Here is a 24,549-nt window from a genome sequence, read left to right as displayed (position 1 = left end):
GATCGGAATGGTTTCTCGGGATGAGTCATCCCTTGACGGCGCCGGCGTCGACGCCGCGGAAGAAGTACCTCTGGAGGAGGCCGAAGAAGATGGCCACCGGGAAGAAAGCGATCATCGTTCCGGCTGCGATGACCCGCGGGTTGGCCGAGAACGTCCCGTGCAGATACTCCAGCCCGACGGTGAGCGTGAGCTTCTCCGGAGTGGTCAGCACGAGCAACGGCCAGAGGAAGTCGTCCCAGGCGGCGATGAACGCGAAGACCGAGACGACGGCGATCATGCCCTTCACGTTGGGCAGTCCGATGCGCACGAAGCGGTGCCACGCGTTCGCGCCGTCGACGATCGCCGCCTCGTCGAGCTCCTTCGGAATCGCGAGGAACGCGGTCCGCATGAGCAGGATGTTGAGCATGCCGATCGCCCCGGGCAGGGCGACGCCGAGCAGCGTGTCGGTCAGGCCCATGGACCGGATCGTCAGGTACTGCGCCACCAGCGTCGCCTCGGCCGGCATCAGCATGCTCGCCAGGATGACGCCCAGGATCAGCTTGGCGCCGCGGAAGCGCAGCCGGGTGAGCGCGTAACCGGCCATGGTGGTCCCCACGACGTTGCCGATCACGGAGATCACGGCCACGAGGAGGGAGTTCCACGCGAACCCCAGGATGGGGACCGTCTCGGCGGCCGTCACGTAGTTGGCCAGCGTCGGGTCCTGGGGCAGCAGGGACGGCGTCTGCGTGTAGATGTCCTCACCCGCGCCCTTGAACGAGGTGGACAACTGCCAGATGAACGGCCCGACGGTGATGACCAGCACGAGCACGAGAAGCAGGTAACGAATGACCTTCTCGCGCGTGGACATGGAGGCGAACCCCCGGTATCCGCGCCGCGGCCTGGCCTTGGCTTTCTGGTCCGGGCGGACCTGCGCCGATGTGGAGGTCACGGCTTCACCCTGTTGATACGTGCGAGAAGGAGCAGCGGTCCCAGCGTGACGAAGAACAGCAACAACGACAGGGCCGAGGCGTAGCCGAGGTTGCCGCTGAAGCCGCGGGCGTACATCTGGATCAGCATGACGACCGAGGAGGCGTCCCCGCCGACTCCGCCGGAGCCGTTCGTCAGGATGTACAGCTCGGAGAACACCCGCAGGGCGCCCACCGTGATGAGGATTGCGACGAGGAGCATCGTGTTGCGGACACCCGGCACGGTCACCGCCCAGAACCGGCGCCACGCTCCGGCGCCGTCGACCGCGGCCGCCTCGTGGAGTTCGGGGGGCACACTGCCGAGAGCCGACAGGTAGATGACCATGTAGTAGCCGAGGCCCTTCCAGATCGTCAGGGTGATCGCGCTGAGGACCACCAGCCATCGGTCGGTCAGGAACGGGATCGACTCGCTGATGAACCCGAGGTTCTTCGCCATCGAGTTGATCGCGCCGCTGTCGTCCAGCAGCCAGGTCCAGATGAGACCGACGACCACGGCCGACGCGACGACCGGCGTGTAGAAGACCGTCCTGAAGAACGTGATGCCCGGCAGCTTCTTCTCCACGAGCAGCGCCAGGCCCAGCGGCAGCAGGAGCAGGATCGGCAGGCACACGGCCAGATAGATCACGGCGTTCAACAGCGCCGACGCGAGCTGATCGTCGCCGATCATCTGGCCGAAGTTGTCCAGGCCGGTGAACTGCCCGCCGGTCAGCAGCTTGGCGTTGGTGAAGGCGAGTACCGTCCCGTTCAGCGCGGGCCACACGTTGAACAGGAGGAGGAACACGATCGCCGGCAGGCACAACAACCACGGGGTGAACCAGGAGTGGGTGCGGACCTGCACGGCCGCCGGCCGGCCACCCGCAGGTGGCGAGCCGGCCGAGTCCGGGCTGTGCGGCTTCACGGACGAGTCCTGGCGAAGCAGTGTCTTGATCTTGGTCATCTGCGCTTTCCCGATCCGTGCGCCGGGCCGGCCGGTGTGCTCCGGCCCGGCACCACCTTGCGCCCTACTGCGCGAGCAGTTGGTTGCACTTGGCGACCGCGGCGTCGAGCGCCTCCTTGGACGTCAGCTCCCCGGTCATGGCCGCCGCCATCTGCTGGTTGACGTACGTCGACATCGCCCCGGTGAGCTGTACCGGCTCAGGCACCGTCGCCTGCGTCAGGGCCTTGAAGGCGATCGCCTTGGCGTCGCCCTCCGGAGTCCCGTCACTCTCGCCGAACGCGGCGTTCGCCTGCGACGCGGTGGTCGAGGGGAAGATGCCGGGGACCAGCTTGGCGAACGCCTCCTGGTTCGCGGCGTTGGTGAGGAACTGCGCCAGGGCCTTCGCGGCGGGCAGGTTCTTCGACGACTTCGGCACCGACACACCCTGCACGGAGAGCGGAGCCGTCCCGATGTAGGGCGAGGACCCGATCTTCCCCTTCAGCGAGGGGTTGCTCTCCAGCACCGTGCCGATGAAGTTGCCACCGGCGGTGGTCCACGCCACCGACCCCTTGGTGAACAACTGCGTGTTCCCGAGGAAGTCGTCGGTGAGCACGTCCTTGGGCAGCAGCCCGTCCTTGAACGCCGCCCGGTAGGTGTCGAGCAGCGCGACGGCCTGGTCCGAGTTGAAGATGAACTTCGTCCCGTCCTCGTTGATGACGGGGATGCCGGCCGCGGTGAAGGTGCCGATGTACGGCTTGTTGCTCATCAGGAACGACTTGCCGCCGGACTTCTCCTTGAGCGTGCGGGCCTGCGCGACCAGCTCGTCGAGGGACGTGGGCGGGGTCTTCGCGTCGAGGCCGCCGGCGGCCATCGTGGCGGTGTTCCAGTAGTTCAGCTCCGTGGTGATGTACCACGGGTAACCGTAGGTGCCCTTCTGGCCGTTGAACTGGAAGGCGGCCAGCGAGCCCGGGACGTACGTCGCCTTGAGCGAGTCGTCGACCGAGTCGAGGTCGACCAGGAGACCTTCCTTCGCCAGCTGGTAGCTGAAGACGGGCGTGGTGTTGGTCACGTCCGGCAGCTCGCCCGCGCTCGCCTGGGTGAGCAGCTTCTCCTCGTAACCGTCGCCGGGCTGGTCGAGCCAGGTGACCTTGGTCCCGGGGTACGTCTTCTCGAAGCCGGCGATGACGCCCTCGATGTAGTCGGCGAACCCGGACTTGAGGTTCCAGGTCTGCAACGTCACCTTGCCGGTGACCGCGCCGGTGACCTCGCCGGCGGCCGTCGGCTGGGCGCCGTCGTCCGTTCCGGAGAGGCCGCAGGCGGACAACAGCACCGTGCTCGCGAGGATGGCACCGGCTGCAACGGCCCTTCGTCTGATCATCTTTAACTCCCGCGTTCGGCCGTCGTCACCGCAGGCCCTGACTGAGTGGTATGGCCTGGAAAGCTAATAGGTATATACCATTTTGTCAAGACTGCCACTTATGTCCCACTCATCCCCATGGGACACATGTCGGCCGAGCAGCGGGCGAGGCGTCGCGAAAATGGGCACAGAAGCTTTCCACCTGCTGCTTTTCATCCTGACGAGAGAAGCAGTCAGCCACCCGCCCGGCCGGCCACTGGGGCGCCCGCAACCATCTCGGCACCGATTGGTGCACATCCGTTCACGAGGAGGTCCCACTGGTATAGTCCTTTCTCCTCCATGGCCGGCCCCTCACCGAGCCCCGCGCAGGCAGCGCCCCTTCACCGCTTCTCATCAGCGTGCAGTCCAGCAGGAACAGGTCTACTCCGCCTCCACGAGTCGAAATCCATCAAGGTTGATACATCAGATTTGATGATTTATAGTCGGTGAGGTCAGGCCCACCGATCGCTCAGCGAAGGACCCACCATGACCACCGGCCACCTGCCCGTCTCCGGCGCCACCCTCTACTACGAAGTGCGGGGCACCGGTCCGGCGCTGCTGATCTCCCAGAGCGGCGAAGGCGACGCCGGCCGCAGCACCGACCTCGTCGGCCGGCTCACCGACGCCTACACCGTCATCACCTACGACCGTCGCGGCCTGTCCCGCAGCACCCTGACCGACCCCGCCCAGGGCGTGACCCTCGCCCAGCACGCCGACGACGTGCACCACCTGCTCACCGAGCTCACCGACGGACCCGCCTTCATGCTGGGCTGCAGCCTCGGCGCCTCGATCGGCCTCCACCTGGCCCTGCGTCACCCCGGCCAGATCAGCGTGCTCATCGCGCACGAGCCGGTCACCCCGCGCCTGCTCCCCGCAGGACAGCGCGCCCACCATGAGGCGGAGCTGCGGGAGATCCAGGAGATCCACCGCAAGGACGGCCTTGGCGCGACCCTCAAGGCGATCGCCCAGGTGCTCGGCATCGACCCCGCCAACCCCGGCGCCGAAGCCGGCCTCACCCCGCAGCCGATGACGCCCCAGCGGATGCGCAACTTCGGCTTCTTCGTCGAGCACGACTTCACCGCCGTCCTCCACGACACCATCGACGTCGCCGCGCTGACCACCGCCTCGACCCGCATCATCCCGGCCTCAGGACAGACCACGCCCCGGACCGTCTTCGACCACGAGTGCGCCGTCGCGCTGGCCGGCCTGCTCGGCACCGGCCCGGAGGAGTTCCCCGGCGGCCACAACGGCAACACCACCCACCCCCGCGCCTACGCCGCACGACTGCGCGACATCCTCGGCCGCTGACGAGCTCGCCCGGCGAACCCGGGAGATCACTCAGCCTCGTTCTGGTCGAGCCGGTCAAGGCTGAGCACGGCGTCGGCCACCGAGGGATACACCGGAATCAGGCCGGCCGCGCCGTGCTGGTGCAGGACTCGCCGGACCGGCTCCTGCACGCCGGCCAGCGCCAGCCGGCCGCCGCGAGTCCGTATCCGGCGTGACAGGTCTGCCAGAAGATCGGCGCCGGCGAGGTCGAGGCCGTCCAGCCGGCTCACCTCGATGATGAGCCGCGGGCCCTCGTTCTGCAGCGACTGGCGAACTTTGACAACCGCTGGAAGGCTGCGGGTCAGCTTGGTGAAGGCCCGGCACGCGGGCATGGGCAGCCACGATCCTTGCCGAGTCCAGGGTCGTGCGCGGGGGCGGGCAGAGGTTGCGCCGGGAAGCCTCGAAGAGGCGGGCAACCCGCACCTTTCACGCCGGCGCAAGGAGCCCACGCACATGACCTTCAATCCGCTGCGCGAGCGGGGCATCCCCCTGGACAGGCAGCTCCGCAACTGGCGCGAGCTGAACGTCACCCCGATCGACCCCGACCACGCCGACCCCTACACCCGGTGCCGCATCATCACGATGAACGGCATCGAGGTCGAAGCGATCATGTTCAGCCACCGGATGGCCCGCCACTGCCCCGACCTGGAGCTCAAACGACACCTGGCCCGGGTGCGCTACATCGAGGCCCAGCAGCAGAAGGTGGTCAACTGGCTGCTGCCCGGCGTGGCCTCGGTGCTGGAGACCACGATCGCCTACGAGCAGGTCGCCGTCGACCTGACCGCCTGGGTCGCCCGCATGGAGCCCGACCGGTATCTGCGGCAGGCCTATGAGTTCGGCGTGCTGGAGGACTTCGACCACCTCTACCGCTACGCCAACCTGTACGAGCTGATCGAGCACCGCAAGGCCGAGAAGATCGTCGACCGGCTCACCGAGGTCATGCCCGGCCGCCCCACCCACCTGCACCACCGCGACCCGATCGACAACGTCCGCGAGCCCTACGACAAGAGCTCGGCCGCGCCCATCTCCAAGCTGCACGCCCTGACCATCATGTCGGCCGAGCAGCAGACCATGAACTTCTACCTGAACGTCGGCCCCACCTACATGGAGCCCATCGCCCGCCGGCTCTACCAGGAGATCGGCCTCATCGAGGAAGAGCACGTCACCCACTACGAATCCCTCGTCGACCCCGGCGAGAGCTGGTGGGAGATGCTGCTCAACCACGAGTACAACGAGTGCTACCTCTACCACTCCTTCCTGCAGACCGAGTCCGACCCCAAGGTGAAGGCCGTCTGGGAGCTGCACCTCACCATGGAGCTGGAGCACCTGCGCCTGGCCGCCGAGCTGTTCAAGAAGCACGACGGCCGCGACCCCGAGCAGGTGTGCGCCCCCGAACTGCCCGCGCCGGTCACCTTCGAGCCGAACAAGGGCTACCTGCGCGAGCTGATCGCCACCCAGATCGACTACACCACCATCGGCACCGGCTACGTCCAGGAGGCCCACGAACGCTTCGAGAGAATGCGGGATGCCCTCATGGGCGGCGAGAAGCCGCCGTCGGAGCGGGTCATCGACGACGGCGCTAGACCGGGCCGACGTCGTCCGCGCCTTCCGGCTCCGGCGCCGCCTTGATGCTCTCAATGGCCGCTTCGACGGTCGGGGCCACCCGGAACGCCGAGCGCAGGCCGGTGACGTGCAGGATTCTCTTCAGCAGGGCCGGCACGTCGGACAGCACCAAGGGGGACCGCTGTTCGCGGCTCTGCCTCAGCAGCAACACCAGAACGCCCACTCCCATGGAGTCGCAGAAGCTCACCCCGCCCAGGTCAAGGACCACTCCGGACGACGGGGTCACCCGCCAGGCGTAGTTGATCCGCTCGTGCAGCCGGGCGGCGTGCTGGTAGTCGAGTTCGCCGGCCACGCGGACCACGAGATAGTCCTCGTGCATGCCGACGGACACGGTGAAACCGTCTGCGGAGCGGTCGTCTGCGTTCATGGGAGGTCCTTGATAGACGACTTCCCGGCGCACATCTCAGCAACGGCCGGCCATCATCCTGCATAGAACCGGATGACCGGCAGCGTACCCCTCGATCCGTCCTGCGTGAACAGCACCGTCGGCCGGGCACGGCCCAGCGCTCAGTGGCGCCCGATCGAGCCGGCCCAGCTCTCTGTCAGGACGTCCAGCATCGCGTCGCGGCCGGCACCCCAGGTCCCCGGTTTCCAGTGGCGCGCGACGTGGTCGAGCTCGGTGATGGCGATGACGCCGCGCAGGTGGCGGGTTCCGGGCGGGAACCGGCCGGCCCGGTCGAGCCCCTCCTTGATGTCGCCGATGGCCTCGTTCAGCCACTCGTCGAGCAGCGTGCGGATCTCGGCGTCCACGGCCGCGGCCTCGAAGGCGGCCGTGGTGTAGGGGCGGATCACGTCCCATCGGTCCGAGGCCGACGCGAGCCACGCGCGGATCCGCGCCGGCGAGCCGTCCTCGACCACGGCGACCAGCTCACGCTCGGTCGACCCGTGCTCGGCGGAGGGCAACCGGTCGAGCGCGGCGTTGAGCCGCTCCGAGACGAGGGCCTTCATCAGATCGACCTTGGACGGGAAGTACGCGTAGAAGGTCACCCGCGTCGTCCCGGCCGCCGACGCGATGTCGTCGACCGTCGTCGTCGCATAACCCTTCGACCCGAACAGGTCCAGGCCGGCGTCAAGCAGGAGCTTGCGCGTCATCTCCCGCTGTGCCGCACGAAGCGTCGCCATCCGGCCAGCATAGAGCACCACGGCTGTGTTCTGCTCTTACTGATCGTTCTTAATACGGACTGCTCAAACTCTTGTCGCCATGTCAAGTCATGTGACACCTTGCACATCAAACAGGTGGTCGTGCTCACCTCGGGGGAGCCGATCCCGAGCGGCCGGAACCGATCGTCCGGCCCATCGACAAGGAAGACATCGCAATGACGCAGATCGCCGCGCGCAAGCAGGGCTACACCGCAACGGTGGTCGCCGGCTGCTTCGCCGTACTCCTCGCGCAAGTGGCGTACTCGCTGCCCGGCGCGCTCAATGGCACCCTCCAGCAGGAATTCCAGACCACCGGCGCCCAGCTGACCTGGGTCACGGCCGCCTTCGCCATCCCCATGGTCGTCTTCGAGCTGACCACCGGCGTGATCGGCGACCTGTTCGGCCGCAAGCGGCTGCTGCAGGCGGGCGCCGTGCTGACCGTGGCCGGCTCGCTCGTCTGCTATGTCGCCGGAACGGTCCAGATCCTGTGGATCGGGCAGGCCGTCGCGGGTCTCGGCGCCGCGATCCTCTATCCGATCTCGCTCGCCATGCTGGCCGCGGTCAGCCCGTCGCAGGAGGCCCGTTCCAAGGCCATCGCCGTCTGGGCCGGCTTCCTCTCGATCGGTGCGGCGATCTCCCCGTTGATGGGCGGGTGGCTGGCCGCCGAGGGCGACTGGCGGACGTCGTACCTCGTGGTGATCGCGGCGGCGGTCGCCTCGATCGTCATCAGCCAGTTCGCCGCCGACTCGGCGGCGCCGGAGGGGCGCAAGCTGGACATCCCTGGCCAGATCACGCTGGCGCTCGGCCTGATCGCCATCCTCTTCGCCGCCACGCAGGGCTCCGAAGCCGGTTTCGCCCGCCCCGAGATCATCGGCGCCTTCGTCGCGGGCGTCGTGCTCCTCGGCGCCTTCGTCGTCGTCGAGTTGCGGGCCGAGGTCCCGCTGCTGCACCTCAACATCTTCGCCAACCGTGCGTACGCGATCGTGGCGATCGCCACGGTGGTCGGCATGTTCGCCTTCCTCGCGATCTGCTACTCGATGAGCATCTGGCTCGGCGCGATCCAGCACCAGAGCGCGCTGAAGATCGGCCTGCTGTTCCTGTTCATCCAGGGGCCGGCCTTCGTGCTGATGGCGGCCGTCTCCCACCTGATCCGGAACTTCTCGCCGCGCTGGGTGCTCACCGCGGGTTTCGCCCTCATCGCCGTCAGCGGCGCCTGGTGCTCGACGTTCGACGTCCACGACATGGACTGGACGCGGTTCATCGCTCCGATGCTGGCCCTCGGCGTCGGCTTCGCGCTCACCGTCGGCTCGATCACGGCCGTCGCGATCAACGCCGTTCCGCTGCGGCTCGCGGGCATGGCCAGCGCCACCACCAACCTGCTGCGCGACTTCGGCTTCGCGCTCGGCCCGGTGCTCATCGCCGCGTTCGCGGTCAGCCGGGCGAACAGCGACCTGATCGCCGGTTTCGGCAGCTCGATCGGCGCGTCCGGGCTCAAGCCGCCCTACACCGACATCGCCGGCGGCATCGCCCACGGGAGTGGCGCCATGGCGATCAACTCGATGCCGGTCGTGCCCGGCGCCGGTCCTGACCTGCCGCCGGTGCCGATGCCGGAGAGCCTGCACGTGCTCGCGCTCGAATCGCTCGGCAGCGCCTACAACCTCGCCTTCCTGGTCGCCGGCCTCTGTGCCGCCGCCGCCGCGGCTCTGACGTTGTTCGGGCTGTTCGGCGCGGAGCGTGCCGACGTCGTGGCGCCCCTGAGCGATGAGGAGCTCGTCCCCGCCGAGTGATCTACATACAGGTAGATTATTCAACTTACTTGTTGGAAAATCGGTTTACGTCATGTTAAATCTACGTGACGCGTCACACGTCGAAAGGAGGGGCAGCGATGGGTGCCCAGACTGCCGGGAAGACCGCCGACAGCACCGTCAACACCGTCCTCGGCCCCGTTCCCGGGCGGGAGCTGGGGGTCGTCGCGATTCACGAGGCCCTGCTGTCGGTGTTTCCGGGAGCGGAGTACGCGTTCGACGTCACCATCGACCGCGCCGAGATCTTCGAGACCCTGGCCGCCAAGCTGAACGACTTCCGCGAGCACGGCGGCGGGACGATCGTCGACAACACCGGCATGTTCCACGGGCGCGACGTGCGGCTGTACGAGGCCCTGTCGCGCACGACCGGCGTGCACATCGTCGCGTCGGCGGGCCAGGGCCCCGAGGAGCTGCTCGGCGGCTACTTCCTGACGCCGCAGACCAACCCCCCGACGCCGTGGCCGGCCGGGAAGTTCGCCGATCTCTTCGCCGAGGAGGTCACCGAGGGCATGGTGGTTCCCCGGGTCGAGCGGCGGGGCGCCGCCGGCCTGGTGGCCACCGCCGCGACCCGGACGGGCATGACCGCGACCGACGAGAGCCTGTTCCGCGGCGCGGCCCGCGCCGCCCTGGCCACCGGCGTCCCGCTGTCCATCCGCTTCGGGAACGACGCCGTGCACGACCTCCAGGTCGTCCTGGACGAGAAGGTGCCGGCCGGCCGCGTCGTCGTCGGCGGGCTCGACCGCAAGGACGCCGTCGCGGCCGGCGCGCCGCTCAAGGTCGCGGCCCAAGGCGCCTACGTCGCCCTCGACCACGCGGGCACCGAGGACGACGCCCACGTCACCGGCGCCGAGCGCGCCGCCCTGGTCGCCGGGCTGATCGAGGCCGGCCACGGCGACCGGATCCTGCTCTCCAGCAACGCGACCGGCGTCGCCAAGGGCCACCCGGCCGGCGACGTGCCCTACAGCTACGTCCTGACCACGTTCGTCCCGCTGCTCAAGGCACAGGGCCTGCGCGACGAGGACGTCTCGCGCATCCTCGTGGACAACCCGCGCGACCTGCTGTCGGTGCGCTGAGCGCGCGACAGCCCAAGACCATCGTTCTTCCGTTGAAGGTGAGTGCCGTGCCGAGAGTGAACACCGTCCTGGGGCCGATCCCGGCCGAAGAGCTGGGCCTCGTGGCCGTCCACGAGCACATCGGGTACGGCATGCCGGGCTCCGAGCTGGACACGAAGTGGTGGAAGACCCCCGAGCAGCGCTACGCCGAGACCGTCCCGAAGCTGCGCCGGTTCCACGAGTACGGCGGCGGCACGTTCGTCGACGCGACCGGCATCTGCAACGGCCGCGACGTCGACTACTACAGGTCGTTGTCCGCGCGGACCGGCGTGCACATCGTGGCGAGCACCGGCTTCGTCGGCGGCGACACCGCGCTGCCGTTCTTCGCCCGGGCGAGCGTGGACTACCTGGCCGAGCACTTCATCCACGAGATCACCGCCGGCATCGGCGGCACCGGCGGCCGGGCCGGCATCATCAAGGTCGGCGTGAGCCGCGGTGGCCGCATGACGGACCTGGACAAGCGCATCTACCGCGCCGCCGCCCGCGCCGCCCTGACCACCGGCGTGCCCATCCTGACCCACCTCGCGATCGACGCCGAGAACGCGATCGCCATCTTCAACGCGGAGGGCCTCCCGCTCGACCGCGTCCTGTTCGGGCACGTCGACGACGGTGTGAACGCGGACAAGACCCGCGACACCTGGATCGCGGAGCAGGGCGGCCGGGTCGGCTTCGACACCTTCGGCTACGAGACCGAGCTCGCCGACCCGCCTTTCTGGGCCCGGCCGCGCAAGGAGCGGCTGGACCACTTCCTCCGGTTCATCGGCCAGGGGCACCTGGGCAAGGTGCTCGCCTCGGCCGACGCCAACTGCAGCCCGCTGGGCTGGCCGGGGGTGCAGGGCCACACCGTCAACTACCTCTTCGAGGACCTCATCCCGGACCTGCGCGCCGCCGGTCTCGACGAGGCCGCGATCAGGACCATCTTCGTCGACAACCCCGCCGGCTTCCTGGCGATCCAGAACTGACAAGGACGAGACGCATGCAGATCTCCGATCTGAAGAACCTGAACATCGCCATCGTCGGCGCGGGGTACGCGGGCGCCGCCGCGGCCAAGGCCCTGAGCCTGCTCGGCGCCACCGTCGACGTCTACGAGCAGGCGAGCAGGATCCGCGAGGTCGGCGCCGGCATCGGCCTGCGGCCCTCCACCATGGACCGCTTCCGCCAGTGGGGCATCTTCGACGCCATCGCGAGGGTGAGCTCACCGAGCGACTACTTCGAGATCCTCACCCCCACCGCGGACTCGATCATGCGGGAGGAGTGGCCGGAGATCGACACCTTCGGCGGCAAGACCCACCTCATCCACCGCGGGGACTTCATCGAGGCCCTCCTGGGCGTGCTCCCCGAGGGCATGGTGCACCTCGGGCACAAGCTGGAGAGCGTCGAGGACGAGGGTGACCGGGCCACGCTGACCTTCGCCAACGGCGCGTCGGTCACCGCCGACCTGGTGGTCGGCGCCGATGGCATCAAGTCGGTCGTGCGCGGGCAACTGCTCAGCGACAACCAGCCGGTCTTCTCCGGCGAGCACGCCTACCGCGCGGTGATCTCCGTCGGCGACGCCCGGGGGATGGCCGTCGACGACAACCTCCGGATGTACATCGGCCGGGGCACGAAGATCTACTTCCTGCCGCTGCGCCACCGCAGCCAGGTCTCCTTCGACATCACCGCCCTGTGCCCGGACAGCACCTGGGCGCCGAAGGTCACCAAGGAGGACCTGCTGAAGACCGTCGAGGGATTCGACGAACGGATCGTACGCATCACCCGCGACCTGGACATGGACGTCGTCAACTGCCGCGCCGTCTACGACATCGACGCGGTCGACACGTGGCACTCGGACTCCGTCGTCCTCGTGGGCGACGCGGCCCACTCGATGCTGCACCACCAGGGCCAGGGCGCGAACTCGGCGATCCTGGACGCCGGCGCCCTCGCCGACGCACTCAAGGAGGCCGGCTCCGTCAAGGAGGCGCTGGCGCGCTACCAGGCCATCCGCAAGCCGGTGACCGACGAGCTGCAGCGGATCTCGCGCCAGGGCTGGACCGAGGACGAGATCAGCGACGTCTTCCCCGGCCAGACGCCCGCGTCCCTCCAGGCGAGGGCGTGACGGCATGCCCCTGCACCCCGACATCGCCCACGTCCTCGCCGGCCTGCCGGCGCCGCCGCCCGGCCCGCTGAACCCGGCGGCGATGCGCGCAGGTGAGGAGTCCCAGGTCCCGCCCGTGGCCGGCCGCCTGCCGCTGCACTCCGTCGAGGATCTCACCGCACAGACCGCCGCCGGGCAGGTCCCGGTACGGATCTACACGCCGGTCGAGGCCGGCGCGTACGGCATCCTGCTCTATTTCCACGGCGGCGCGTTCTTCCTCGGCAGCCTGGAGACCCACGACCACGTCGCGCGCTCCCTGGCCAAGGAGACCGGGCTCAAGGTCGTCTCCGTCGGCTACCGGCTGGCGCCCGAGCACGCCTTCCCGGCCGGTCTCGACGACTGCTACGCCACCGTCAGGTGGGCCGCCGAGCACGGCGAGAGCCTGGGCTGGGACGGCACCACGCTGGCCGTCGCCGGTGACAGCTCCGGCGGCACGTTCGCCGCCGCGGTCGCCGGTCTGGCGCACGACGACGGCTTCGACCGGATCACCCACCAGGTGCTGCTCTATCCGTCGCTCGATCTCGACTTCGACGTCGACCGCTACGCCTCGTTGCGCGAGAACGCCGTCGGGTACGGCATGGAGACGGCGGGGCTGCGGCCGTTCAACGCCTTCTACCTCGGCAGCGGCGCCGACCCGGCCGATCCGCTGGTCTCGCCGATCAAGCGGGCGGACCTGACCGGTCTGCCGCCCGCGCTGATCGTGACCGCGGAGTACGACCCGCTGCGCGACGAGGGCGAACTTTACGGTCGGCGCCTCGAAGAGGCCGGGGCCGAGGTCACGGTGCGCCGTTACCCGGGCGCGGGCCACGGCTTCGTGCAGCACTTCTCCTGGATCCCGGCCTATCACCGGGTCTTCGAGGAGGCCGCCGCCTTCCTGAGGGGGAGCGCGTCATGACGGACGTTCATCCCCTGGTCTCGCCGTGGGGCCGGTTCGGTCTGTACAGCTTCTTCATCGACGCCCCCGAGCCGGCCATCGTCGACACCGGGATCGCCTCCTCGCCCGCCGAGGGCATGGCCCCCGCGCTCGCGGCCATCGGGCGGCGCATCGAGGACGTGCGCTGGATCCTGCTGACCCACGGGCACATCGACCACGTCGGCGGCGCCCACGCCCTGTGGGAGCTCACCGGCCGGCGCGCGCGGGTGGTCATCCACGAGGCCGACGCCCCGATGGTGCGCTCGCGCCGGGCGCACGTGGACGAGTACCTCCACGGCCGGGGGCGGTACCTGAACGACCCCGAGGGCGCGGCGAAGGTGACGGCCGCGGCCGGCGCCGTCATCTCCGGCGAGATGGAGCCGGCCATGCTGCTGAACGGCGGCGAAACCCTCTCGCTCGGCGGCGACGTCACCGTGTCCGTCCACGCGATCCCGGGCCACACACCCGGATCGGTGGCCTACGTGATCGACGGCCAGCGCTCCGTGTTCGCCGGTGACGCCGTCCAGGTCCACGGGGCCGCCAACGGCTTCCCCGGCTACGCGGATCCGGTCGCGTACCGCGCGGGCCTGCGGTTCCTGCGCGACGAGATCCGGCCGCTGCACCTTTACCTCGGGCATCCGTACCGCGGCGTGGATGGTGTGCCGTACGGCGTCGAGCTGGACGCCGTCCAGGCACGGGCGGCGCTCCAGCAGAGCCTGGACATCGAGGCCGGTGTCGGCGAAGCGGCTCGCCGCTGCCTTCAGGACGGCCTGCGGGAGACGGACTCGCCCTACTCCCCGTTCGCCCCGGTCGCCGAGAGCCTCGGCTACACCGGCGACCCCACGCTGGAGCCGTCGCCGTTCTTCACGTCGATGCACGGCTACCGACCGCACTTCACCCAGAACTAGAGGACTTCGTACTCATGGCCGACTTCCAGATGATTCAGGCGGGCGAGCGGACGATCGCGGTCCGCAAGGATCTGCGGGTGCCGATGCGCGACGGGGTCACCCTCGCCGTGGACGCCTACCACGGCACGGAGGACAAGCCGCGGCCGGCGCTGATCGCGATGAGCGCGTACGGCAAGGAGCTGCAGGCCCTCGCCCTCACCACGCCGCCGCAGCGTCGTCCCAGCCCGATGTGGGACGGCTGCGTCGAGGCCGGCGACATCGCGCGCGTGGTCAAGGAGGACTACGTGCACGTCATCGGCGACATGCGGGGCACCGGCGACTCCGGCGGCGTGATGATCGGCAACTACAACGCCGGTGGCGTCCCCCAGGGCCAGGACCTGTACGACCTCATCGAATGGGTCGCCGGGCAGCCGTGGTGCGACGGGAACGTCGGCATGATCGGCATCTCCTACTTCGGGTCGATGCAGGTGCTCGCCGCGGCCGAGCGGCCGCCGCACCTGAAGGCGATCTTCGTCAGCGGCGGCCATTTCGACTTCTACGAGACCACCTACCACGGCGGCGTCATGTGGTTCATGCCGCGGGCCGCCCGCGAGGGACGCGGCGGCGACTCCGGCATCGCGCACACCGACGTCAGGTCCCGCATGCAGCAGGTCCACTCCCCCGAGAAGCTCAAGAAGCTCGTCGACGAGCGGCTCCAGGACCCGGACGTGGCCGCCTGGCCGAACCTCGTGCACGTGCTGAAGTATCCGAAGAACCGCGAGTTCTGGTTCGACATCGTCATGAACGACCTCGACGGCGAGTGGTACGAGGAGCGCAACCCCATCACGCTGGCCCAGAACATCGACATACCGGTCTATCTGCAGATCGACCAGGGACGCGGCTGGACCGTGGACGGCCACATCGAGCTGTTCGACGTGCTGAAGGGCCCCAAGAAGCTGGACATCGGGTCCTATCCGCCGATGCAGTCGCGCCCCTGGATCGAGGAGCACGACAAGATGTTCCGCTGGTACGACCACTGGCTCAAGGGCATCGACACCGGCATCATGGACGAGCCGGCCGTGAGCGTCTTCGTCGAGGGCTCGCGCGAGGTGGTCACCGCGGCGCAGTGGCCGCCGAAGGAGATCGAGTACCGGCCGCTGTATCTGCGCCCGCGCCACAAGCTCTCCGCGGAGCCCGAGCTGATGGGCGCCGAGCACGCCGCCCCGGACGGCTTCTACCAGGCACCGCTGACGGTGACCGACCAGGTGGAGATCGTCAGATGGAGCACCGAGCCGTTCGAGGAGCCTGTGGAGCTCATCGGCGCCGGTGCGGCGCACCTGTTCGCCGAGATCGACCAGGATGACACGAACTTCATCCTGCGGCTGTGGGACGTCGCCCCGAACGGTGACCGCCAGCTGATCACCACGGGCTTCCTCAAGGCGTCGCACCGCGAGCTGGACGACCGGACGACCGAGGGCGACCCGTACCACCCGCACACCCGCGCCGTGCCGGTCGAGCCCGGGAAGATCGAGGAGTACGTCCTGCGGCTCTACCCGTTCGCGGCGGCGTTCGCCCCTGGCCACCGTCTGGTGGCCGAGTTGTCCAACGACGAGCCGCCGGCCGACGCGCACAACGCGCTGCTGCCGCCGGACGCGTTCCACCTGCCGGTGGGCCGTCCCGTCACCCACAAGATCTATCGCGACGCCGCCCACCGGTCCCGGCTCGTGCTGCCGTTCACGAAGCGGTGATCCGTCCGCCCGTCACGAGGAACGCCTACCGCCGGCTTCGTCCTCAGGCGGAGCGGGCGAGATCGGCCTCGATGGTGCCTGCGGTGCGGGACAGGGCGTGGACCAGTGACGGCAACCGGTGCCGCTCGTAGCGTCCGCTCGGCATCGACACCGACAGGCCGGCGAGGGCGTTTCCGTCCGGGGCCCGGAGCGGCACGCCGAGCGCCACCACGCCGCGCTCCGAACGGCCCTGGTTGAGCACGAAACCGTTGCGCCGCACCCGGGCCAGCTCGGTCCGCAGGCGTGCCAGGTCGGGCCGGTCGGCGGGACGGCCGGCGTACCGCTCGGGCGGGTAGACCGCCTCCAGCTCCTCGCCGGTCAGCTCGGCCAGCAGGAGCAGTCCCGCCGTGGTGCGGTGCGCCGGGAACACCATGCCCTCGCGGGACCCCACCCGCAGGCTCTGGCCGCACTCGACGCTGGCGACGAACCGGACCGTGTCACCGGTGCGCACCGCCAGGTTGACGGACTCGTCGAGCACGCCGACCAGCCGGTGCAGGTGCGGCAGGGCCGCCGCCCGCACCCGGGACGCGACCGAGGGCGAGTGGGCGGCGAGCTCCAGGACCGGGCCCGGCCGGTAGCGGCGCCGATCGTCCTGGACCGCGAAGTCCCGGTAGACCAGCATCGCGAGCAGCCGATGCGCGGTGGAGCGGGCCACACCCAGCCGCTCGGCCACCTCCGAGACGGTCAGCCCGCCCTCCATCTGCAACATCGCGGCGATCCGCAACGCGTGGTCGACACTGTTGATCAGGTAGGCGGGCGGAGTCTTCAGTGGCTTGTCCATGACCTCTCGATTCTGCAGAGCAGAATTCTGTGTCCCGCAGAGTGGGACAGGAGCAATATTAGCCGCATGAGCACCCCTGTGACCACGCCGAAGTCCCCGGTGCGGCTCCGTGCGGCCGACGCGCCGGGCCAGCCCGACGTCACCCCCGCGCTCGAAGACCTCTACCGCGGTTTCGAGCAGGAGCTGCTGGTGCCGCTGTGGACGGAGATCGGCGACCTGATGCCGGCGCATCCCCACTCGCGCGCGGTGCCGCACCTGTGGCGCTGGGAGAACCTGCGCGGGCTCGCCGAGCAGGCCGGAAACCTCGTCCCGGTCGGCCGCGGCGGCGAGCGGCGGGCGATCGCGCTGGCGAATCCGGGCCTCGGCGGCCGTCCCTTCGCGACGCCCCTGTTGTGGGCCGCGATCCAGTACCTGATGCCCGGTGAGGACGCCCCCGAGCACCGCCACACCCAGCACGCCTTCCGTTTCGTCGTCGAGGGCGCGGGCGTGTGGACGGTCGTGAACGGCGACGCCGTACCGATGCGCCGCGGCGACTTCCTGCCGCAGGCCGGCTGGAACTGGCACGCCCACCACAACGCGACCGGCGAGCCGATGGCCTGGATCGACGGCCTCGACATCCCGTTCCAGTACGTCTCCGAAGCGCAGTTCTTCGAGTTCGGCCGCGACGAGATCAGCGACGCCGAGCGCATCACACCCGAGCGCTCCCGTTCCGAGCGGTTGTGGGCCCACCCCGGGCTGCGTCCGCTGTCCATCGGCGACCTCGCCCCGGGCACCCCGCTGCTGTCCTACAAGTGGGAGTTCACCGACCGCGCCCTGACCGACCAGCTCGCTCTTGAGTCCGAGGGCTTCGGCGGCACCGTCGAGCCCGGCCACGCCGCCGTCCGCTACACGAACCCGGCCACGGGCGCCGACGTGCTGCCCACGATCCGCGTCGAGATGCACCGCGTCGTCCGGGGCGCGGAGACCGCCCCGGTCCGCGAGACCGGATCGTCGGTCTACCAGGTATTCGACGGCTCCGGCACCGTCACCGTCGGCGGCAGCACCTGGCCGGTCACCCGCGGCGACCTCTTCGTCGTCCCCTCCTGGGAGCCGTTCTCCGCCCGATCCGAGGCCGGCGCCACCGACTCCGACTCCGGCTCGCTGGACCTGTTCCGGTTCAGTGACGCCCCGGTCTTCGAGGCCCTCCAGCTCAACCGCACCCACATCGAAGGGACCACCCGATGAAGCTCGCCACCCTCCGCGTCAACGGCTCGACCCGGGCCGTGCGACTCGACGGTGACCGGCTGGCCGACCTCGGCGCCACCGACCTCGGCGAGCTCCTCTCCCAGGACGGCTGGGCCGAGCGGGCCGCGGCCGCGAACGCCGTCAGGACCTACCCCGTCGAGGGCGCCGACTTCGCGCCGGTCGTCCCGCGCCCGTCGAAGGTCGTCTGCGTGGGGCTCAACTACAAGAACCACATCCAGGAGATGGGCCGCGATCTGCCGGAGTACCCCACCCTGTTCGCGAAGTTCGCCGACTGTCTCATCGGCGCCGCCGACGAGATCGCCCGCCCTGAGGAGACCACCGCGTTCGACTGGGAGGCCGAGCTCGCCGTGGTGATCGGCGCGCCGGTCCGCCGGGCCAGGGGCGAGCGGGCCGAGGCCGCGATCGCCGGGTTCACCGTACTCAACGACATCACCTGCCGCGACTGGCAGTTCCGCACCCGCGAGTGGCTGCAGGGCAAGATGTGGGACTCCTCCACCCCGGTCGGCCCGTACGTCGTCACCCCGGACGAGCTGCCCGGCGGCGTACGCCCTGAGCTCGACGTCGAGTGCACCGTCGACGGCGAGGTCGTGCAGCACGACACCACCGGCGACCTGCTCTTCGACCCGGTCGCGCTGGTGGAGTACGTCTCGACGGTGGTCCGACTCAACCCCGGCGACATCATCGCCACCGGCACCCCCGGCGGCGTCGGTCACGCCCGCGACCCCAAGCGCTACCTGACCGGCGGCGAGCACGTCGTCACCGAGATCCAGGGCATCGGCCGGCTCCGGAACACCGTGGCCAAGGAGGGCTCAGCCTGATGCGCCGCACGTTCGAGGACGCGCTGAGCTGGAGTGCGGCGGGCACCCGGCTGTTCTTCGACGCCGTCGCCGGGTGGGGTGAGCAGCAGTACCTCGCCCCCTCCGGGCTGCCCGGCTGGACCCGCAAGCACCTGGTGGCGCACGTGGCGGCGAACGCCGACGCGCTGAGCAACCTGGTGCGCTGGGCCGCGACCGGCGAGAAGAGCCCGATGTACTCCTCGATGGACCAGCGCGACGCCGACATCGCGGCCGGCTCCCAGAAGCCGGCCGCCGAACTGGCCGCCTGGCTGCACGCGTCCGCGGACCGGCTCGCCGCCGGCACCGCTGCCCTGAGCGCCGGGCAGTGGGCCGCCGAGGTGGTCACCGCCCAGGGCCGCACGGTCCCCGCGACCGAGATCCCGTGGCTGCGTTCGCGCGAGGTCTGCGTGCACGCCGTCGACCTGGCCGCCAGTGTCTCTGCGGGCCTGCCTGCCGGTGTCTCCAACGCGGGCCTGGCCGCCGGTGTCTCCACCGCCGACCTGCCTACCGGTGTCTCCTTCGCCGACCTGCCTGCCGGCTTCCTGGCCGCTCTGTCCGACGACATCGCGGGCAAGCGCGGCAGCGCTCCCGGGCCCGCGATCGTCCTCACCGCCGCCGACACCGGCGACCGCTGGGAACTGTCCGGTGAAGACGACGCCATCGCGGTCACCGGCCCGCTCGCGGAGGTCGCGGCGTACCTCGCCGGCCGCCCGCATGCCCTGACCACGACCGACGGCTCCCCCGCTCCGGCACTGCCGGCGTGGTTGTGAGCGCGCACGGCATCGAGGAGAGCAACGTGACCGCGTCCGCGAACCCCGTCGACGTCCTGATCGTCGGAGGCGGCATCGGCGGCCTGAGCGCCGCCTTCGCCCTCGCCCGCGAGGGCCTGCGGGTGCGCGTGCTGGAGCAGGCCCGCGAGTTCGGCGAGGTCGGCGCCGGCCTGCAGATCGCGCCCAACTGCACCCGGATCCTGCACGACTACGGCCTGCTCGACGAGGCCAAGAGCCTCGGCGTGCTGCCCAAGAGCATGGTGATGCGCGACGCCGTCGACGACGACGAGCTGACCCGCCTGGACCTGACCGACCTGGAACGCGAGTACGGCTTCCCGTACATGGTCATCCACCGCAGTGACCTGCACGGCATCTTCCTGCGTGCCTGCCGGCGCGCGGGAGTCGACCTGGTCACCGACGCGCGGGTCAGCGGCTACGAGAACACCGCGTCCGGCGCCCGGGCGCTGCTGGCGGACGGCCGCGCCGACGAGGCCCGGATCGTCATCGCCGCCGACGGCCTGCACTCGGCCGCCCGCCGGCTCCTGGCCGACGACGAGCCGGTCAACTCCGCCTACGTCGCCTACCGCGCCGCCATACCCCTCGAACAGGTCGGCCGGGACGTCGACCTCAGCGAGGTCTCGGTCCACGTCGGCCCGCGCTGCCACTTCGTCCACTACGGGCTGCGCGGCGGCGAGATGCTCAACCAGGTCGCGGTCTTCCAGTCCCCCAAGGCCCTCGCGGGCGAGGCGGACTGGGGCACGCCCGACGAGCTCGACCACGCCTTCGCCGCCACCTGCGCGGACGTCCGGGCCGGCATCCCGCTGATGTGGCGCGACCGCTGGTGGCGGATGTTCGACCGCGACCCCATCATGACGTGGGTCGACGGCGACATCGTGCTGCTCGGCGACGCCGCCCACCCGCCGCTGCAGTACATGGCGCAGGGCGCGGTCATGGCCATCGAGGACGGCTGGGTGCTGGCCAGGCACGTCGCCGCGCGCCGCGCCGAGGACGGCTCGATCGACTGGCAGGGCGCTCTCGCCGCCTACGAAGCCGTCCGTCCCGAGCACTGCCGGCGTGTCCTGACGACGGCCCGCGCCTGGGGCGAGTTGTGGCATCTGGACGGCGTCGCCCGCCTCCGGCGCAACACGCTCCTGCGGGCCCGCGACACCTACGACTACTCCTTCACCGACTGGATCTACGGCCCCACGGCGCTGACGCCGGAGGAGGAGCCGCCGATGTTCGCGCCGATCCCGCTGGAGTCCGCCGATGACTCCGGCCCGACGCCCTGACGCCCACGGCCGGGCGAGCCGCAGTTGCCCCACGTGGAGCGCCCGCCGACGGGCGCCGTCAGCCCACACGCCGTCAGCCCGAGGTCGATCCCGATCCCAGCCGCGGTCTCCGAGAGCAGTTGGTCGCCGGTCTCGTCCGCTCACCCTCCAGCACCCTGCGAATGGCTTCTTCCTCGAACTCTGGCGAGAACCGCGGTCCGCATCGGTCGCCCTGATCCGGCGTCATCGGACTCGGACTGTCGAAGAAGTTGCTCGGTGATCGGCTATGGCGATGAGCTTTGCACGGAACGCCGGTAGCCGTCCGCCTGTCAGCGGCATTGACTGGCAGTGCCCGGCTACCCGTCTTCATGCGGTATGCGCCGGCATCGATACCGCTCGGAGGAAGTCATATTCACCGACACCATGCTGTGGATGGCCGTGATCGTCGTCGCGATGGTGGCCAGGCGCCGGCGCACAGGCCGCACCGACCGGCAATCACGATCGGACAGCGCTCATGACGGCTCTTGGCACCCGCAGCCGTCATCAGGGGCCTGTCCTCGACCTGCCGCCCGGGCATGACGTCGATACGTTGAGTGAGCATCCCAGACTCAACGCACCGTTGCATGCGCCTGTTCTCGCCGCCCGTTACCGGCTGCTCGAACCTCTCGGGAGGGGCGGCATGGGAACGGTCTGGCACGGTCGTGATGAGCTGCTGGACCGCGAGGTCGCGATCAAAGAAGTGCCGTTGCCGACCGGGCCCGCACGGACGGTCCTGGCCGAACGAACGCGACAGGAGGCACGTGCCACGGCACGCGTCAGCCATCCCAATGTCGCGGCCGTGTACGACGTCATCGAGGTGGCCGGTCAGCCCTGGATCGTGCTGGAATTGGTGCGCTCTCGAACGCTTGGTCAAAAGGTGGCCCAGGACGGGCCGCTGTCTCCGCGCGCGGTGGCGAAGATCGGGCTGGACCTGCTCCAGGGGTTGTGCGCCGCGCACACGGCCGGGATCGTGCACCTGGACGTCAAGCCGGACAACGTGCTGCTGGCTCATGACGGTCGCGTGGTTCTGACCGACTTCGGCATCGCCGCCATGGACGGTGAGGCCCCGCTCACCCAGACCGGGATGCTGACCGGCACCATGGATTTCCTGGCTCCTGAGCGGGTCACAGGTGACGCCTGCCCACAGTCGGACCTGTGGTCACTGGGGGCCACCCTTTTCATGGCCGTCGAAGGGCGGCCCCCCTTCTGCCGTGACACGGCGATACACACTCTCGTCGCCGTGCTCGCCGACCCACCCGACCCCTTCCAAAGGGCCGGACCGCTGGCGAGCGTGCTCGTCGGCCTGCTCGACAAGGACCCTGCCACGCGGCTGGACGCAGTCGGCGCCCACGAGCGGCTCCGGCACGTGGCAGACCTATGGCCGTCGAAGGACAAGCCGGCAGCGACCAGCGCCGCGCACATCCTCGTGGCAGCGACCTCACCGTTCATGCCCGGAACCGCTACACCCTCGGCGAGAAGCTCCCAGCCGGGCAGCGGCAAGGGCCGCCGGGCGGTCATCGGGGCGGCGCTGGTGGCCTTGTTCGGGTTGCTTACGGCAGGCGTGGCCTGGTCGACCGGAACGGCGAATGGAGCAGGACCTTCAGCCTCGATCTCGGCGGAGACGACCCCGGCGCCACCACTCCGAGCGCAAGACCTCCGGCGGCACCACAGACATCGGGGGCTTCAGCCACAATCAGAGAGCGAGACGCGACATGAGTAGTGCTCGCAAAACCGAAGATCATGCCTCGGGAGGCAGCCTCTCCCAGCCGAATGGGGCCGATGAGTGGCCCAATCACGCGGCCAACGCGCAGTGGCTCAAGGACAACCCAGTCGCCATGCCGCAGGTGGGCGCCGGCCAGTGGGCCGTGTACGATCGCGCCGGTCATCTACGCGGCCACCTCGTCGGCGACGGCCCGACCCGCGACACCCGCTTCAAGGCGATCAGCGCGACAAACGAGTGGTCGCCTCCTGGCCAGACGCCGGGCTACGGCATCACCCTGCACGACGCCGGGGCCCACCTCCTCGACACCCGCGTGGGTGGTGGGCAGCCCGATGAGGGAGCAGGTGACTGAGTGCCTCATCCCGGCGATAGGGCAGACGCGCGGCTCCGCCCGCGGGGTCGCCGGCTGCGGCTCATCCTGCCGCCTGCGAAGAGGTGCTTCAGCACCGAGCACGCCGGATTGACTCTCGCGAAGAGAGTGACCACGGGTCACGATGGCCAGTACGAGCAACGATGATGACGCGCGTGCCGAGTTGGAGGGATGGAGCGAGTCCATCGGCCGGATTCGTTATGACGGTCCACGTTCTGGTGATGCGGGCGACGAGCGGTTGGCCGATGAGGCGGCGTCCAGCGAGTTCTCCAGATGGGGCCGACTCGATGGCTCTCCCGAGACACGGTGGGCCACTCAACCGAGAATGATCTTGTAGCCGTCTCTTCGGAGTGCGTCCAGCGCTTCCGCGCAGTGCTCGGGGCCTCTCGTCTCGAGTTGCAACTGCACTTCGACCTCGTCCACGTGCAGTCTCGATCCGAATCGTTCGTGCACGATGTCCAGCACGTTCACCCGGAGGGCGGCAAGACCCGCCAGCAGCCCCGCCAACGCCCCTGGACGGTCCGGCAGTCGCACCCGCACGGCCAGGTAGCGCCCAGCGGCCGCCATGCCGTGGCGCAGCACCCGGGCCAGCAGCATGGGGTCGATGTTGCCGCCGGACAACACGGCGACCACCGGCGCTTCGAACGCCTGCGGATGGGCCGCCAGCGCGGCGACGCCCACGACGCCGGCCGGCTCGACGACTTGCTTGGCACGTTCGAGGCACAACACGAGCGCTCGGGAGATCTCCTCCTCGCTCACCGTGACCACCCGGTCGACCAGGTAGTGGATCAACTCGAACGGCTGGTCTCCGGGGCGGCCCACGGCGATGCCGTCGGCCATCGTCGGGAACGGCTCGACCATCACCGGGTGCCCCGCGTTCAGCGAGGCCGGGTAGGCCGCTGCCCGCTCGGCCTGGACCCCCACGACCCTGACCCCGGGCCGCAACGTCTTGACCGCCAGCGCGAGCCCGGCCGCCAGACCTCCGCCGCCTATCGGCACCACGATCGTGCCGGTGGCCGGCAACTGTTCCAGGATCTCCAGGCCGATCGTGCCCTGCCCCGCGATCACGTCCGGATGGTCGAAGGGATGGATGATCACCGCACCGGTCTGCCGCGCGTGCTCCCGCGCCGCGGCGAGCGCCTCGTCCACGGTACGCCCAGCGAAGATCACCTCAGCGCCGTAGCCGAGGGTGGCCTCCACCTTGGGCAGCGCCGCACCTTCAGGCATGAAGACCGTAGCCTTGGCTCCGACCAACCGCGCGCTCAACGCCACCCCCTGAGCGTGATTGCCGGCACTGGCCGCGACGACCCCCCTCTCCCGCTCCTTCTCGGCCAGCCGGGCGATCCTGACGTAGGCTCCGCGCACCTTGAACGAGCCCGACCTCTGCAGGTTCTCGCACTTGAGATGGACCGGCCCGCCGACCACGTCGGAAAGCACCCGCGACTGGATCACGGGCGTACGGACCGCCACGTCGGCGAGGAGTTCCTGCGCTGCGACGACATCGTCGAAGGTCACT

At 69.7% G+C, this 24,549-nt stretch carries 23 protein-coding genes; 15 read left to right on the top strand and 8 right to left on the bottom strand.

Annotated elements, in window-relative coordinates:
• Window positions 1-25 precede the first annotated feature (25 nt).
• The 3 genes from ACWD0F_RS05625 to ACWD0F_RS05615 form a co-directional block, all read right to left on the bottom strand.
• Window positions 26-928, bottom strand: a complete 903-nt coding sequence (locus tag ACWD0F_RS05625; RefSeq protein WP_449872723.1) for a carbohydrate ABC transporter permease — start codon at window positions 926-928, stop codon at window positions 26-28.
• On the bottom strand, window positions 925-1,902 hold the full coding sequence (locus tag ACWD0F_RS05620; protein WP_449872722.1) for a carbohydrate ABC transporter permease: 978 nt from the start codon (window positions 1,900-1,902) through the stop codon (window positions 925-927). Before ACWD0F_RS05620 ends, ACWD0F_RS05625 begins: the two co-directional genes overlap by 4 nt.
• Window positions 1,903-1,966: 64 nt before the next feature.
• A complete protein-coding gene (locus ACWD0F_RS05615; protein WP_449872721.1) occupies window positions 1,967-3,259 on the bottom strand; it encodes an ABC transporter substrate-binding protein in 1,293 nt (430 codons plus the stop codon).
• A 504-nt stretch (window positions 3,260-3,763) separates the two neighbouring features.
• Between ACWD0F_RS05615 and ACWD0F_RS05610 the strand changes: the two genes are divergently transcribed.
• Window positions 3,764-4,585 (top strand): alpha/beta fold hydrolase, encoded by an 822-nt coding sequence (locus ACWD0F_RS05610; protein WP_449872720.1) that lies wholly within the window; start codon window positions 3,764-3,766, stop codon window positions 4,583-4,585.
• A 26-nt stretch (window positions 4,586-4,611) separates the two neighbouring features.
• Here ACWD0F_RS05610 and ACWD0F_RS05605 read toward each other — a convergent pair whose 3' ends face one another.
• A complete protein-coding gene (locus tag ACWD0F_RS05605; protein WP_449872719.1) occupies window positions 4,612-4,935 on the bottom strand; it encodes an STAS domain-containing protein in 324 nt (107 codons plus the stop codon).
• A gap of 121 nt (window positions 4,936-5,056) precedes the next feature.
• Here ACWD0F_RS05605 and ACWD0F_RS05600 point away from each other — a divergent pair, with 121 nt between their 5' ends.
• On the top strand, window positions 5,057-6,232 hold the full coding sequence (locus ACWD0F_RS05600; RefSeq protein WP_449872718.1) for a hypothetical protein: 1,176 nt from the start codon (window positions 5,057-5,059) through the stop codon (window positions 6,230-6,232).
• On the opposite strand, the gene ACWD0F_RS05595 is transcribed toward ACWD0F_RS05600, so the two are convergent.
• Both ACWD0F_RS05595 and ACWD0F_RS05590 read right to left on the bottom strand, forming a co-directional pair.
• Window positions 6,183-6,593, bottom strand: a complete 411-nt coding sequence (locus ACWD0F_RS05595; protein WP_449872717.1) for an STAS domain-containing protein — start codon at window positions 6,591-6,593, stop codon at window positions 6,183-6,185. The two genes, ACWD0F_RS05600 and ACWD0F_RS05595, sit on opposite strands and share 50 nt — an antisense overlap.
• Before the next feature lie 140 nt (window positions 6,594-6,733).
• Window positions 6,734-7,348 (bottom strand): TetR/AcrR family transcriptional regulator, encoded by a 615-nt coding sequence (locus ACWD0F_RS05590; protein WP_449872716.1) that lies wholly within the window; start codon window positions 7,346-7,348, stop codon window positions 6,734-6,736.
• Between the two features lie 194 nt (window positions 7,349-7,542).
• Here ACWD0F_RS05590 and ACWD0F_RS05585 point away from each other — a divergent pair, with 194 nt between their 5' ends.
• The 7 genes from ACWD0F_RS05585 (at window position 7,543) to ACWD0F_RS05555 (ending at window position 15,965) form a co-directional block, all read left to right on the top strand.
• Window positions 7,543-9,153, top strand: a complete 1,611-nt coding sequence (locus ACWD0F_RS05585; RefSeq protein WP_449872715.1) for an MFS transporter — start codon at window positions 7,543-7,545, stop codon at window positions 9,151-9,153.
• Between the two features lie 98 nt (window positions 9,154-9,251).
• Window positions 9,252-10,244: a phosphotriesterase family protein gene (locus ACWD0F_RS05580; protein ID WP_449872714.1), complete on the top strand. Its 993-nt coding sequence runs from the start codon at window positions 9,252-9,254 to the stop codon at window positions 10,242-10,244.
• A 47-nt stretch (window positions 10,245-10,291) separates the two neighbouring features.
• Window positions 10,292-11,245 (top strand): phosphotriesterase family protein, encoded by a 954-nt coding sequence (locus ACWD0F_RS05575; protein ID WP_449872713.1) that lies wholly within the window; start codon window positions 10,292-10,294, stop codon window positions 11,243-11,245.
• A gap of 14 nt (window positions 11,246-11,259) precedes the next feature.
• Entirely contained in the window at window positions 11,260-12,378 is a 1,119-nt protein-coding gene (locus tag ACWD0F_RS05570; RefSeq protein ID WP_449872712.1) for an FAD-dependent oxidoreductase, read from the top strand.
• Between the two features lie 4 nt (window positions 12,379-12,382).
• Window positions 12,383-13,312 (top strand): alpha/beta hydrolase, encoded by a 930-nt coding sequence (locus tag ACWD0F_RS05565; RefSeq protein ID WP_449872711.1) that lies wholly within the window; start codon window positions 12,383-12,385, stop codon window positions 13,310-13,312.
• Window positions 13,309-14,238 carry an MBL fold metallo-hydrolase gene (locus ACWD0F_RS05560; RefSeq protein WP_449872710.1) on the top strand — a complete coding sequence of 310 codons (930 nt, stop codon included), beginning with the start codon at window positions 13,309-13,311 and terminating at the stop codon, window positions 14,236-14,238. Before ACWD0F_RS05565 ends, ACWD0F_RS05560 begins: the two co-directional genes overlap by 4 nt.
• Window positions 14,239-14,252: 14 nt before the next feature.
• Window positions 14,253-15,965, top strand: coding sequence for a CocE/NonD family hydrolase (locus ACWD0F_RS05555; protein WP_449872709.1), 1,713 nt, complete (start codon window positions 14,253-14,255; stop codon window positions 15,963-15,965).
• A 43-nt stretch (window positions 15,966-16,008) separates the two neighbouring features.
• Here ACWD0F_RS05555 and ACWD0F_RS05550 read toward each other — a convergent pair whose 3' ends face one another.
• Window positions 16,009-16,785, bottom strand: coding sequence for an IclR family transcriptional regulator (locus ACWD0F_RS05550; RefSeq protein WP_449872708.1), 777 nt, complete (start codon window positions 16,783-16,785; stop codon window positions 16,009-16,011).
• Between the two features lie 66 nt (window positions 16,786-16,851).
• Between ACWD0F_RS05550 and ACWD0F_RS05545 the strand changes: the two genes are divergently transcribed.
• From ACWD0F_RS05545 to ACWD0F_RS05520, 6 genes are all read left to right on the top strand, one after another.
• Window positions 16,852-18,009, top strand: a complete 1,158-nt coding sequence (locus ACWD0F_RS05545; RefSeq protein WP_449872707.1) for a cupin domain-containing protein — start codon at window positions 16,852-16,854, stop codon at window positions 18,007-18,009.
• Window positions 18,006-18,848, top strand: coding sequence for a fumarylacetoacetate hydrolase family protein (locus ACWD0F_RS05540; protein WP_449872706.1), 843 nt, complete (start codon window positions 18,006-18,008; stop codon window positions 18,846-18,848). Before ACWD0F_RS05545 ends, ACWD0F_RS05540 begins: the two co-directional genes overlap by 4 nt.
• Window positions 18,848-19,636: a maleylpyruvate isomerase family mycothiol-dependent enzyme gene (locus ACWD0F_RS05535; protein WP_449872705.1), complete on the top strand. Its 789-nt coding sequence runs from the start codon at window positions 18,848-18,850 to the stop codon at window positions 19,634-19,636. Before ACWD0F_RS05540 ends, ACWD0F_RS05535 begins: the two co-directional genes overlap by 1 nt.
• 26 nt (window positions 19,637-19,662) lie before the next feature.
• Window positions 19,663-20,925, top strand: coding sequence for an FAD-dependent oxidoreductase (locus ACWD0F_RS05530; protein ID WP_449872704.1), 1,263 nt, complete (start codon window positions 19,663-19,665; stop codon window positions 20,923-20,925).
• Between the two features lie 493 nt (window positions 20,926-21,418).
• Window positions 21,419-22,663, top strand: a complete 1,245-nt coding sequence (locus ACWD0F_RS05525; RefSeq protein WP_449872703.1) for a serine/threonine-protein kinase — start codon at window positions 21,419-21,421, stop codon at window positions 22,661-22,663.
• A 115-nt stretch (window positions 22,664-22,778) separates the two neighbouring features.
• Complete coding sequence (locus ACWD0F_RS05520; RefSeq protein WP_449872702.1) at window positions 22,779-23,015, top strand: hypothetical protein; 237 nt, start codon at window positions 22,779-22,781, stop codon at window positions 23,013-23,015.
• A gap of 333 nt (window positions 23,016-23,348) precedes the next feature.
• On the opposite strand, the gene ilvA is transcribed toward ACWD0F_RS05520, so the two are convergent.
• Entirely contained in the window at window positions 23,349-24,548 is a 1,200-nt protein-coding gene (gene ilvA / locus ACWD0F_RS05515; RefSeq protein WP_449872701.1) for a threonine ammonia-lyase, read from the bottom strand.
• Window position 24,549 lies beyond the last annotated feature (1 nt).

It is taken from the genome of Nonomuraea sp. NPDC002799 (assembly GCF_053592075.1).
The sequence above is the reverse complement of the archived record's forward strand: the minus strand, read 5'-3'. Positions and strand labels throughout refer to the sequence as shown.